The organism is Maribacter sp. MAR_2009_72, from assembly GCF_007827235.1.
Classification (GTDB): Bacteria; Bacteroidota; Bacteroidia; order Flavobacteriales; family Flavobacteriaceae; genus Maribacter; species Maribacter sedimenticola.
In genome coordinates this window covers 1,053,835-1,067,277 of record NZ_VISB01000001.1, presented here as the reverse complement: position 1 = coordinate 1,067,277, position 13,443 = coordinate 1,053,835, and the positions used below count along the sequence as shown (strand labels likewise).

12 protein-coding genes are annotated in these 13,443 nt (G+C 34.4%); 4 read left to right on the top strand and 8 right to left on the bottom strand.

Going from position 1 to position 13,443, the window contains the following annotated elements:
- Positions 1-16 precede the first annotated feature (16 nt).
- The 4 genes from JM81_RS04595 to JM81_RS04580 all read right to left on the bottom strand — a co-directional run bounded on the left by JM81_RS04595 (position 17) and on the right by JM81_RS04580 (position 5,011).
- Positions 17-1,471, bottom strand: coding sequence for an NAD(P)/FAD-dependent oxidoreductase (locus tag JM81_RS04595; protein ID WP_144800926.1), 1,455 nt, complete (start codon positions 1,469-1,471; stop codon positions 17-19).
- A gap of 422 nt (positions 1,472-1,893) precedes the next feature.
- Entirely contained in the window at positions 1,894-2,931 is a 1,038-nt protein-coding gene (gene cydB, locus JM81_RS04590; protein ID WP_144800924.1) for a cytochrome d ubiquinol oxidase subunit II, read from the bottom strand.
- 9 nt (positions 2,932-2,940) lie between these two features.
- A complete protein-coding gene (locus JM81_RS04585; RefSeq protein ID WP_144800922.1) occupies positions 2,941-4,296 on the bottom strand; it encodes a cytochrome ubiquinol oxidase subunit I in 1,356 nt (451 codons plus the stop codon).
- A gap of 235 nt (positions 4,297-4,531) precedes the next feature.
- Positions 4,532-5,011, bottom strand: coding sequence for a Dps family protein (locus tag JM81_RS04580; protein WP_144800920.1), 480 nt, complete (start codon positions 5,009-5,011; stop codon positions 4,532-4,534).
- Between the two features lie 238 nt (positions 5,012-5,249).
- On the opposite strand from JM81_RS04580, the gene JM81_RS04575 reads away from it, so the two are divergent.
- Both JM81_RS04575 and JM81_RS04570 read left to right on the top strand, forming a co-directional pair.
- Positions 5,250-5,627 (top strand): hypothetical protein, encoded by a 378-nt coding sequence (locus tag JM81_RS04575; RefSeq protein WP_144800919.1) that lies wholly within the window; start codon positions 5,250-5,252, stop codon positions 5,625-5,627.
- A gap of 81 nt (positions 5,628-5,708) precedes the next feature.
- Complete coding sequence (locus JM81_RS04570) at positions 5,709-8,006, top strand: TonB-dependent receptor (RefSeq protein WP_144800917.1); 2,298 nt, start codon at positions 5,709-5,711, stop codon at positions 8,004-8,006.
- A 38-nt stretch (positions 8,007-8,044) separates the two neighbouring features.
- Here the strand turns inward: JM81_RS04570 and JM81_RS04565 are convergent, their stop codons facing one another.
- Positions 8,045-8,638 carry a class I SAM-dependent methyltransferase gene (locus JM81_RS04565; RefSeq protein ID WP_144800915.1) on the bottom strand — a complete coding sequence of 198 codons (594 nt, stop codon included), beginning with the start codon at positions 8,636-8,638 and terminating at the stop codon, positions 8,045-8,047.
- 11 nt (positions 8,639-8,649) lie between these two features.
- Positions 8,650-9,177, bottom strand: coding sequence for a DsrE family protein (locus JM81_RS04560; protein ID WP_089259961.1), 528 nt, complete (start codon positions 9,175-9,177; stop codon positions 8,650-8,652).
- A gap of 182 nt (positions 9,178-9,359) precedes the next feature.
- Between JM81_RS04560 and JM81_RS04555 the strand changes: the two genes are divergently transcribed.
- Together JM81_RS04555 and JM81_RS04550 are read left to right on the top strand one after the other, a co-directional pair.
- Complete coding sequence (locus JM81_RS04555; RefSeq protein WP_144800913.1) at positions 9,360-10,397, top strand: c-type cytochrome; 1,038 nt, start codon at positions 9,360-9,362, stop codon at positions 10,395-10,397.
- 5 nt (positions 10,398-10,402) lie between these two features.
- Positions 10,403-11,737, top strand: a complete 1,335-nt coding sequence (locus JM81_RS04550; RefSeq protein WP_144800911.1) for an OprD family outer membrane porin — start codon at positions 10,403-10,405, stop codon at positions 11,735-11,737.
- 16 nt (positions 11,738-11,753) lie between these two features.
- Here the strand turns inward: JM81_RS04550 and JM81_RS04545 are convergent, their stop codons facing one another.
- Together JM81_RS04545 and JM81_RS04540 are read right to left on the bottom strand one after the other, a co-directional pair.
- Positions 11,754-13,064, bottom strand: coding sequence for an FAD/NAD(P)-binding oxidoreductase (locus JM81_RS04545; protein ID WP_144800909.1), 1,311 nt, complete (start codon positions 13,062-13,064; stop codon positions 11,754-11,756).
- 130 nt (positions 13,065-13,194) lie between these two features.
- The gene (locus JM81_RS04540) at positions 13,195-13,401 is read right to left on the bottom strand and encodes a DUF2892 domain-containing protein (protein ID WP_089259965.1); all 207 of its coding nucleotides are present in this window, start codon (positions 13,399-13,401) and stop codon (positions 13,195-13,197) included.
- Positions 13,402-13,443: the final 42 nt, after the last annotated feature.

Here is a 13,443-nt window from a genome sequence, read left to right as displayed (position 1 = left end):
ATAGTAATATTTGAGGTTATTCAGGAATTAGCCACCAAAAAGGTTTCATTTTTGCTTTATAGATAAAAGCGTAGTGTAAGGCTAGTTTTAACCAATGTCCGGCCAACCCAATTTCGCCAAAAGTCTTGTTTAATTGTCTTCCTTGTGTATCTGGATATTTTTGGTAATCAGGTACAATAGGGTAAGTGGTAATACTAACGCCACTGCCTTTTGTCATGCCATATCCTGCCGATGCAATACACGCAGCACCCATATTGCCTAACGAACCTTTATGGTACAATTCTTTTTTTCCTTTAATGATATCGATAATATTATCTGCCACTAATTTTGCGGTAATACCAGAAGGCATTCCTGTTCTGGGTGGGGCAGGAGATATGGTCGTTCCGTTCTTACTGACACGTGGCTTTGAAATTGCATGTGGTGGAGCAAAAGCGATACCTGGTGCGAAAATATTTTTATAAGATGGATTCTGATACGTTTCAGGCCAATCTTGAACACTCCATTCTTCATAGGGTTTAGGTGTATAATCAGCATCTACCAACATAAATCCTTTAAAGAGTTTTTCTGTGATATCTTCATTGTTTTTATCAAAAGCCTTAAAGCCATGCCCTGAGAAAGCAGGTATAAGCATCGCAAAATCATATGTTTCAGTATGGTATTCGCCATCTAAGGTTTCATAATGAGCTATACCGTCTTCTATTTTATTAACCCCTGCACCAATTATCCATTTAATACCACGGTCTTCGAAAACCATTTCTACCATTTCGCTAGATTTCATGATGTTGTTACCATAGGTAAGTAACATTCCATCCATGCCAAAATCACCTAATTGATGCTCATTGGCAATCCATACAACTTCAGCTTTGTCACGTACGTTGTATCGTCTCAGTTCTTGTTCAACATTTAAAATGTATTCAAAAGCGGCACCTTGGCATGTGGATTTTGCATGACCAGTGCCAATAAGTATTTTTACTTTTTTACCTTGTTTCATTTCTTGAATCAAGTCGTTCAAAGCATGCCAGGCATGTTCGGCGTGGGTATATGTACAAACAGAATATGCTTTATTAGTACCCGGTTTTAGACCTTCGGTCATATCAAAAGCTAATTTGGGTCCAGTAGCGTTTATTAAATAATCATAGGATACTTTTTCGGTTTGTCCTTTTTTCTCATCGTTTACATATTCAATATTTATAAAAGGCTTTTCAAGTTCTACATCACCTTCTGGGTGAAACGTAGTTACTTTTGCTTGTTTATAACCAATATTTTTTCTCTTGTATAATGGAGTCAAGGGAAATAGAATTTGTTCAGACTTCATACGACCGATACCTACCCATATATTAGATGGTATCCATTGGTAATTGCTATTGGGCGAAACAACCAGAACTTCATGTTCTTTCGATAGTTTTCTTCGAAGGTGCGCAGCAGCAACATGACCCGAAATTCCCGCACCTAATATGACTATTTTTGACATTATGACAAGGTTTAAAGTTTACACGAAGTTCACATTTAACTAAAAGGCATACAGCAACTTTGGTTACATATAGTCCATAATTTACCTAGTAATAATTACCATTTTATAGGATGTTCCCATTAATAGTATGAAGCTAAATTTTAAATGAAATTATATTAAGGATTTATGAATCAAGATTGATTAATATCATATTTCTAAAAAGATATGGTAATTAATTTTGTGTACATTTTTTAATATAGGTGAAGAATGAGAGGTAGTTCAAATACATTAATTTATATCGTTGCGGGTATCATATTACTTCATTTTGTGGTTGGTTTTATTTGGCTTGTTTATAAGCTAAATAAGAAAAAGGAAAATGAAGATTAGAGTAAAATTGCTTTTAGCATTTTAATATGGAGAGCGTTGGGGTATTAGGTAGACTACTAATAACTAGTATCATCTAGCTGCACCTTTCCATTAAAAGTTTTATATAAAAATAATAGGTAACCAACTAAAATGGGAGCTCCAATGACTACCATGGTAAGCATAATACCCAATGATTTTTGAGATGATGCGGCATTATATATAGTAACACTGTGGTTGGGATCAATTGTTGATGGCAATAAAACAGGATACAATTGAAAAGCTACCAACATTAATAGAAACGCCATGGTCAATGAGGAAAACACCAATGCGTGAAAATATCTTTTTTTAGAGACCAACCTTGGCACATTAGCTACTGCTAAGAAAGCCAATATGGGCAGAATAAAGAATAGTGGCTGTGCCTTAAATTTATCGGTTACCCCATGTATAAATATGAGTGTATAAAGCGAAGTTACCGCAAAGCTGGTAATAAAAAATATCATGCCTTTTTTTAATAGAAAAGTCAATCTTGCATGTAAGCGCCCTTCCGTTTTAAGTAGAAGGAAGATAGCCCCTTGGGTCATAAACAATGAAAGTGTAGTAAAGCCCGTCATAATTGCATACGGACTTAGAAAAGCAAAGAAAATACCTCCTTTGTATGAGAAATTTTCACCGATTTCAAAACCTTGTAATATATTTCCTAAAACAACTCCTAGTAGAAAGGCTATTAAGGTATTTGATATGAAATAGGTAAAATCCCAGGTTTTTCTCCACCAAGTCATTTTTTCCGCACTTCTAAATTTTATTGCAGAAGAGCGCAAGACCAATAATAAGAGGAAAAGCATAAATGGAATGTACATTGCAGAAAGCATAGTGGCGTACATGACAGGAAATCCGGCAAAAAGTGCTCCGCCACCAATAATAAGCCATACCTGATTGGCATCCCATAAGGGTCCTATTGCATTTATGGCAATACGTCTACTAAGGTCTTTTTTAAAAAAAAGATGCCAAGATCCAGCACCATAATCAAATCCTTCTAAAATTGCATAGCCAGAAAACAATAATCCGACGACTAAATACCAAAGGGTAGGGTAATCTATACCTAAAAAAGTTTCCATAATTTGTAATTAAACGTATTTTAAAAATTCATTTGGATTTTTGGCTTCGTCGTAGGGACCGTGCTTTATCTTTTTATTCATAGAATAGAGAAACAAAAGAAACAAAATGGTATATACTATGGCAAAAAGGATTAACGAGAATAGAATTTGGTTAGCCGATACTTCTTGTGAAAATCCTTCGCTAGTTCGTAAATGACCATAAACTATCCAAGGTTGTCTACCCATTTCAGCGGCAAACCAACCAACTTGGTTTGCAATTTGTGGTAAAATAGCGGAAAAAATAAATATTCTCAACAACCATTTTTTCTCAAATAACTTTCCTTTCCACCATAGAAAACTTGCATATAGTGTCAATGCAATTAAAAACATACCAATGGCAACCATAATATGATAAAACTGAAAAACGGCATTTACTTGTCCGGGCCTATCTTCTTCTGGAAAAGCATTTAATCCTGTAATAGGAGCTTCAAAATTTTGATGTACCAAGAAAGATAATCCGCCAGGCAGACCAATACCGGTTACCTCTTGGGATTCATTATCTACCCAACCAAAGAGATATAGGTCTGCCGGCGCGGATTTTTCATAATGTCCTTCCATAGCGGCCAATTTTGCAGGTTGATTTACGGCCACACCATCTGCAGAACTATGACCTGATAATAGTTGGGTCAACGAAATAATTGTAGCTACGGATAAAGCAATTTTAAATGCTTTTTTTGAAATTTCGGTAAACCTTCCTTTATATAGATAGTAGGCATGTACGCTCAATACCAAAAAAGCACCTGATAAAAACGCGCCTTGCCAAACATGTATTATTCTATCTAAACTTGAAGGATTAAATACCATAGCCCAAAAATCTGTTACTTCTGCTCTGGCATTAAAACCTTCACCTACAATATGATATCCTGCAGGTGTTTGTTGCCAGCTATTTGCAACCACTATCCATACGGCAGAAAACATTGAACCGAAAAATACACCTAGTGCAGAAATAAAATGGACTCTAGGTGAAACTCTATTCCACCCGAAAAGCAAAATGCCTAGAAAGGTGCTTTCAAGGCCAAAGGCGAACAAACCTTCGGCAGCTAATGCACTGCCAAAAATATCGCCCACATATTTTGAATATACTGCCCAGTTTGTGCCAAATTCAAACTCCATTATAATACCGGTTGCAACCCCAATACCAAATGTTATCGCAAAAAGTTTTAACCAAAAACGTGTTAAGACCTCATATTGTTTATTACCTGTTTTTAGATATAAACCTTCCATTACGACCATAATTAAACCAATACCTATACTCAGGGGTGGATATATATAATGAAAGGCAATGGTGAAAGCAAATTGTATTCTGGCAAGAATTTCTACGTCCATAAAGCACTGTTTTTTACAAAACTATTTAATAACTAATTATGCAACGGTAACATAGGTTACAATAGCATTAAAGATACTTATAAATGATTTTTTAGATGTGAAATACAAAAGACAATTTCTTAGTTAAAGCAATAAAATAAAGGGCTTGAAAAAGTGTTTATCATATTTTGGAATATAAAAATCCCTAAAATTTGATCACACCAATTTTAGGGATTTTTAATAATTGAAGACTATATTAGTCTTTATATGCAGAAAGCATCCAAACTAATTTTTCTTGCTGTGTAATATAATCGCTCATTAATGAAACTGTTCCTTCATCTTCAGCCTCAGCAGCAATTTTAAGCGTTGCCCTTTCTTTTTTTAATAAGATACTTAAGCTTTCTAATATATTATCAACAGCCTTATCGCCGTCAACAACATTTTCTATAGGCTTAATCTCAGAGCTTTCTATATACTTGGCAAAAGTATGAATTGGTGTATTGCTTAAAGTAAGTACACGTTCTGCAATTTCATCTACTTTAATTAAAGCGTCATTATACAATTCTTCAAATTTCATATGAAGTTCAAAAAATTTTCTTCCTTTAATATTCCAATGAAAACCTCTTAGATTCATATAAAACATTTGGTAGTTAGATAACACATCATTTAAATGAGTTGCGATATCGTTAGTGCTGTTTTTGTCTAATCCGATGTTTGATAAATTCGTATTTGTCATGACTTCTGTATTTAAAACTATATGATTAGTAATAGGGTAAGATTATAGATAAATTAATATTTGATAAATTTATTTTATAGTTGTAATGTGTTTAGTAACCTAAGTTACATAGAAATCTTTTTAACATAGTTTAACAATTGTCCCGGCTTAAAGAATCCCATGTATTGCGAAGTACGTTATTTCGTTTATGTGACTAAAGTCACATTTTTAAATCAATAAGGGCACTTAATTTTGCAGCATGAAGTTGTCAAGCTTTACTATATCATTAATGTTTACATTCATTTCATTAGCAAGTAGTTATAAGACTGCTAGTGTAATGAGCTATTATGCTTTGTTTACAACTGATTTTGTGGAGCGATTTTGTGAGAATAAAGAACGACCAGAATTAAAATGTGATGGTAAATGTGCCCTATCTCAAATGTTATCTAAGAAAGCCGATGATGAAAAGACACCCATTAATTTAGACTTGCTTAAAAATGAAACGGTATTGTTTATTAAATCGTTGACTGCATATGAGTTTGTACAACAACCTAGAAAAGTGGTGCATAATGTACTGTATCGTGTTCTTTACGATTTTCATTTTTTTGAACGTATCAAACATCCTCCCAAAATTTAAAAATTTTCATTTCAATTTAATGTATCTAGCTCCTTATTAAGAGGAAGTTGGATAGTATTTCTATTAATTAAAATTTTTAAAATGAACCTAAAATATCTTTGGGTACTATCGGTATTATTATCGACACCCTTATTATACGCACAAAATTTATCAGGAAAAATCATCTCTAAAATTGACCAACAACCACTTGATGGTGCTCACATTTTGACTAATAACGGATTAGCAACATATACTAATTTTGATGGTGATTTTGTTTTAAAAAATGTTGAAGAAAATGTGATATTGACCATATCTTATGTTGGGTATAAAACCATACAACAACAAGTACTTGACATTAATACCCCAATTGTAATCACTTTACAAGAAGCGCCCATTGCCATAAATGGAGTTTTAGTGACAGGAAATATGAAAATTGACCCTGTACTTACCTTAGAGACCAATGATTATGTAAAAAAAATAGTTCAGCCCAGAAACGTGGCTGATTTATTCAATGATGTTAATGGTTTTTCGTTGATTAAAAGAGGGAATTATCCAATTGATCGTAGTTTTAGAGCAACGCAATATGAGCAGTTAAATGTGCAGTTTGATGGTGGTACAAAAGCCATGAATGCTTGCCCCAATCGTATGGATCCCATTACTACCCATGTGATACCAGAAGAAATTGAAAAAATTGAAATTATAAAAGGACCATACTCTGTTAGATATGGTGCTACTTTTGGTGGTATCGTTAATATGGTGACCAAAAAACCAACTGTAGAAGATTATGGTCTTCATGGTAGTGTAAGTGGTGGTTATGAAAGTAACGGTAATTCTATGGTCTCTATGGCGAGGTTACAACAGGCAACTGAGAAATATGACGTAGCAGGTAATATTGGTTTTCGTGATTTTGGTAATTATGAAGATGGTGACGGTACAGAAATTCCGTCTTCTTTTAGAAACTTGGATTATGGCATAAAAGCGGGTGTTAATTTTACTGAAAATCAAAGACTACAAGCACATTGGCGACAGTCTATCGGGCGCGATGTTTTACATGCTGGTCTTCCTATGGATACCGAGGAGGATAATAGTAGTATTCTCTCTTTAGATTATAAATTAGGCAGTATGCCAGGTCTTGTAGAAAGCATAGATTCTAAAATCTACTATAGTTATGTTGATCACATAATGACCAATTACAATAGGCCAACCTTTATGATGACATCTGCAATTTCTGCAATTGATGCTACAACGGCAGGTGGTAAAGTAGAGTTAAAATTAAAACCAACAGACAATCTTGCCGTATTTACAGGTGTTGATGTTTTGCATATTGCACGAGATGGCAATAGAACACGTTTAGTAAAACGCAATGCTATGGGAATTTTAGAAACACCCTTGACATTTGAAGATAAGGTATGGCAAGATTCCTATATAAATGATATTGGTTTATTTGCAGAAGGTAAATACCCCATAACAGAAAAAACCATGTTAACTGCAGGTGTTCGTTATGACAATGTAACTTCTGAATCAAAAGATCCAGAAGCTGATTTTACTGCTTTATACACTGATTTAGATAAAAGAACCGAACATAATGTTAGTGGTACCGCTTCAATTAAATATGTGTGTTCTCCGCAATTTATTATGGAAGTGGCGTTTGGTCGTGGTGTTAGATCAGCAAATATGATAGAACGTTTTATTAATCATTTTAGCGTAGGTCAAGACGCGTATGAATATGTTGGTAATCCTAATTTAGAGGCAGAGGTAAATAATCAGTTTGAGTTAGGTTTTAAAGGAAAAATGCCTATTTCCGAAAACACTTCAGATATGTTTAGGTATAGCACTTCATTCTATTACTCCCTTTACGAAAATTATATAGTAGCTATCATAGATGAAACACTAACAAGAAAATTCATGCCAATGAATGAACCGTACAACGCAAAGGTTTTTAGAAATTTAGATGATGCGTACAAGACAGGTTTTGAAATTATGGCAGGTATAGATTTTTGTAATCATTTCAATTTTACCACTGAACTTGCTTATGTATATGCGAAGAATAATGACTTAAATGAGTCATTACCTCTGGTACCACCTTTAGTTACAAGGTTTAAATTGGGCTTTGAAAAAGAAAAGTTTTGGGTGAATGCAGAATATAGGCTGACTGCCGAGCAAGATAATATTGCGTATTCTTTTGGTGAGCAGGTTACACCAGGGTATGAAATAATGGATTTACGTTTAGGTGTAATACCAATGAAGAACCTAACTTTAGGTGTTGCTGCATTAAATGTTTTCGATAAAACATATAGTAATCACCTCAATTTCGCATTTAATAATCAGGCAGAATTTGGAACGGAACCCATCAATGATCCAGGAAGAAATCTATCGGTTTTTATTCAATATGAATTTTAATAGATGAATATAAAAAAGGGACCAAATGTGGTCCCTTTTTATATTTTAGTGCCGGTAAACCGAATAAAAGAAGCATCACCAATATGGTAAATTCCTTCGTTCAATTCTATTTCCTTTTCTTCTAAAATTTCAAAACTTATTCCATTAAACTCATTTTCAATTTCATCAATTGCATAGAGCATGTCAATATTCTTAGGTCCACCAGAAGATTTTCCTAGTTGATTTTTAGAGAATGCCTCAAAAATGATATGTCCGTTTGGTTTTAATGATTTTAAAAGATGTTGGTTTGCTTTCTTTCTAATAGCTGACGGAAAATGTGCATAACAGAAGGCGATTACATCAAACTTATTAGTAGCATTAAATTTAAGGGCATCAATTATTTGATATTCAATGTTAAAGCCATTTTTTAAAGCAAGACCCTGCGCTTTAATTTTAGCAGATTCACTAAAGTCAAAAGCCAATACTTCCCAACCTTTAGATAGTGCATAGACGGCATTTCTACCTTCACCTTCGGCAGGCAGTAAAATAGAACCTACATTTAATTTATCTAATTGTTGTTTAAAGAATTCATTTGGCGAGCTCCCATAAGCATAACTTTCTTCGTCATAACGCTCGTTCCAAAAATCTTTCATGTGGTAATTATTTATGGCATCAAAATATATCCATCTATTTGATAATTGGCAAGGACCATCATAGCCGATAGACCTAGTTCGGTGTTTGGGTTTAAATCGTTAGCCTCAATTCCTCTGGCCGCAGTAGCTTGGGCACAAACATAAAATTGTACTCCATAATCTTTTAAAAGCTTTATAACTTCTGCATTTGGGTTTTCCTTTTCATATTTTGCTTTATACTTTTCATTGTTCAGGGCAGTAAAGGTAGCACCACCATGAATGGCGGCCACTATATGAACCTTGTCAGCAGAAATACCATTGGCTCCCAACATGTTGATCAAGCGTGCAATCTTAAAATACCCAATATTGGTACCTTCCATTTCCCGCTCATCCTTAAGGTCAAAGACCACATTGTATTCTTTGGTGGGGTCAGGTAAAGAGGCCATATTTTTAAAATCTTTTATTTTTCCATAACCATCTATAATGGGCGTGGTCCAATCTTGAGATGTTACAATTTGTGTTCCCATAAGTAAAATGGCAATTAGAAGTGCATTTTTCATTTTCGTTGAATTTATAGAGATAGTGTTGGTTTAAATTTAAATATTATTTATCTCTAATGTCAGTTATTTTAAAAGGAATAAAAGTAAATTAATGTATTTAACGTAACTGTAACCTTGGTTACTGTACTATTGATCGTATAATTATAGATTCGCTATTTAAATTAGCTTAAAATTATATTTCTATGAATGAATTGCGGGTATTGGCAAAACAACTTTTTAAGCTATTTGTAATAGTCTTTGTTTTAATAGGCCTTGTCTTTATATGGTTGTTGACCTATAAACCGAATTCTAAAAAGGAAATATTAGATAAAACTGAAATTATAGTTTCTATTGAGAATTGGAAAGCTAAAGATGCAATTTTGGAGTTGACCAATATGCCCCGCAGGGTTAAATCTGGATATTATCTTATTTCAGAAACGTCTGCTTATATGGGTCCTTACGCCGTTAGGCCAGAAGATCGGTATAGTGGCAATAATTTGGCATGTTCCAATTGTCATTTGCAAAAAGGGGCCCAGGCAGGTTCTGGCTCTTGGGTAGGTATTTTGGAGCGCTTTCCACAATTTGGGGGTAGAGCAAATAAAATGGGCACCATTGAAGATCGTATCAATGGTTGTATGGAACGAAGTATGAACGGTAAAATACTACCAGTGGATTCAGAACAAATGAAGTCCATTATAGCATATATGGAATGGTTGGGCGAAGATATTCCGGAAAGTAAAAAGGCTGAGTTTAAGGGATATCCCAAAATTAAGATTCCAGATGAAAAGGTAGATTTAGTGAAAGGTAAGCAAGTATATAGCAAAGAGTGTGTTGTTTGTCATGGTGAAAATGGAGCTGGCGTTCTTAATACTGAAGTTGGTAAGGGATATACCTATCCGCCTTTGTGGGGACCGGATAGCTTTAACGATGGGGCAGGTATGAACAGGGTTATTACCGCTGCAGAATTCATTAAAAGTAATATGCCTTATTTACAGGCTACTTGGGACAATCCTAAACTTACGGACGAAGAAGCTTATCATGTAGCGGGCTATATCAATAGTTTTTCTCGCCCTCATAAATTTAATACCGAAAATGATTATCCGGACAAAAAACTAAAACCGGTATCTACACCTTACGGTCCTTGGGTAGATGATTTTTCTCCAGAACAACACAAATACGGACCGTTTCCGCCCATCATTGAATTTTATAAAAAGAAATACGGAATTACAAAAACAAAGTAGGCATTATGCGAATTCTATTAATACTCATTTATTGCCTTCCGTTTTTTGCCATGGGTCAAGATACCCTCAGCACCAAGAAAGGAACCTTTTCCGGACAATGGCGAACCTATTATATGCGGACAGCAAACAAAGGTGATTTAAAAAACTTTAATGCCTTGGCCACAGGAGGTAAATTAAAATACCAATATCAATTTACAGATAATTTGGAAGTTGGTGCAGCCATATATAATTCTACTAATATAGGCTTAGAGGATTTAACTGTTCCTGACGATGCTACTGGTAGAATTAGTAGGTATGAAGAAGGATTGTTTGATCGATTGAACTTAAATAACGATGCAGTTTTTTTATTGGGTGAATTATATGCAAAATATAAATTGAACCAGCATGCCTTTACCCTAGGGCGTATGAAGATTAATACACCTCTTATAAACCCTGAAGATGGTAGAATGATACCAACTTTAGTACAGGGTTTATGGTATAATTATAAAATAGGTAAAAACACCTTTCAATTTGGGTTATTAAATGAAATAGCACCAAGGTCTACAGGTCAATTTTATGGTATAGGCGAGAGTATTGGAACATACCCTGTAGGTAGAAATAAGTATGGAAATGCTTCCCTATATACTGATAATACGGAGTCGGATTATATACTGATGTTTAATTCAGATTTTGAATTAGCGAAGAACTTAAGAATAAACGTATGGAACCAATATGTAGAAAATGTGTTCAATTCTATTTATATTAAACCTTCTTTTAAGTTATCTAAATCTGTGCAAATAGCAGGGGAGTGGCTACATCAAAATAAAATTGGAGATGGGGGTAATGCTATAGATTCCCTGCGATATTTTAATCAAAATACAGCAGATGTTTTAGGATTGAAAATGTCCTATACGGATAAGGTAAGATTAGTTTCTTTGGCCTATAATAGAATTTTACCTCAAGGTCAATTCATATCTCCAAGAGAATGGGGTAGGGAAGACTTGTTCAGCTTTCAAAAACGAGAGCGTAGCGAAGGTTCTGCGGATAATCATGCACTGGTTCTAAACTATAAACAAGAGTTTAAAATTTTTAAAGAGGATCTAAACCTAATTTCAATATTAAGTATTGGAAAGCATTGGAAACCAGATGTAACCAATGCTATTTTAAATAAATATGCAATGCCAGATTATACCCATATCAACCTGGATATTTTTTTTAAAATAAAGAAAATTAAAAGCCTACGACCAGAATTATTGATTACCTCTAAAATGGGAAACGGGGATATTCCTGATAACCCTAATTTCTATTTCAATAAGGTTGATTTGTTTCATTTGGATATAATCTTGAATTATAATTTTTAAATGATATTATGTTCAGTTAAACGTTTTTACCTTTCATCATCTTGTTCCAGTACAAATAGGGCAACCCGTATTTTTTAAGCATCCATAATCTCCAATGTTCTTTAGAAGAATCGTTTATGAGCATTCTTTTTAACTTAGGATCCGGGGTGAAATTATTGTCATAATCAAACTCTGCCAACACCATTTTGCCATAATCCGTAACCAATGGGCAAGAAGAATATCCATTATAGGATTTAGTTCCCATTTGTTTACTTTTCATCAAAAGGTTCAAATTATCTACTACGATAGGAACTTGTTTACGAATTGCGGCTCCTGTTTTAGCAGTAGGTAAGGCAGCGACATCGCCTAACCCAAAAATATTGGCGTAGGTATTATGTTGCATAGTTTGATGGTTAACATCTAACCAACCCGCTGCATTAACTAAAGTCGAATCTTTTACAAATTTTGGTGCCACAGAAGGCGGTGCCGTATGCATCATATCATAGTGAATACCATAGCGGTTGCCATCAACGCTAACTTTTACATCTTTATAATTATATTGAAATTTTTCATCTAATTTTAAGTCATCGACCTTATTACTAGAAATAACCACACAACCACCAGCAGTAATTTCTTGACCCATTTCATACCAGGCAATTTGTTTATCACCATCTACAGCAACCAATTTATGATGGAATCTTAAGTTGATATCTTTTCTGTCAACAACTTCCATTAAAGTCTTCGCTACTTCTTTTACACCAAAAATAACTGTGCCCCCTGTAGCAAAAATCACATCAGTCTTTTTTCTAATACCACTTTTTCTAAAATGGCTTTCTGCTAAATACATTATTTTTTGAGGTGCGCCGCCGCATTTTATAGGCGTTGTAGGTTGTGTAAATAGGGCGGTTCCGCCTTTAAAATTTCTTATTACGTCCCAAGTATGTTCTGGGTCGGTATAATTACTGCAGACCACACCTTTGTCCATAACTTCACCTAGTCCTGGTACTAAACTAAAATCATATGCCAAACCGGGGGCTACTACCAAATAGTCATAAGTAATATCTCCTTTGGTGGCTGTATGTACCTTGTTATGTTCAGGGTCAAATCCTGTTGCTTTATCCTTGATCCATGTTGCACCTTTTGGAATGACCGATGACATTGGTCTTGCCGTTTTTTTGTAATCATACGTGCCGGCACCAACTAAAGTCCATGCAGGTTGGTAATAATGGGTCTCTGCAGGTTCAATAATTGCAACGTCTTTTGCTTTTTTTGAATGTAGAAGTTGGGCAGCAACCATAATTCCGGCGGTTCCTCCTCCTATAATCACTATTTGATGATGTGAGTTCATTTTTAGACTATTTAATTAGGATTCAATAAATATAGTCTTTGAAAAATGATAATTATGTAACAAAAGTTACATAAGATTGTGTATAATGCACATCTTCATTTAAGAGTAGTAATTCTTGTCCATCGAACGATCATTTATTCAATTTGCAGGTATTTATGCCTAATAGCGTGTATAGCGGACAGAAACTAACAAATGTGGTAAGAATCAAAACGCCTGCAATAGCAGCCAATATATAACCAAAAGTTCCAGTTACGGTATCCGTATAAAAAGTAGTTAAAAGTGCAACGGCAATAAAGATTCTAATAAATCTGTCTGTACTTCCCATATTTTTTCTCATGATAGGTTGTTTTAATAATTAAACAAAGATGTAAGATCACAG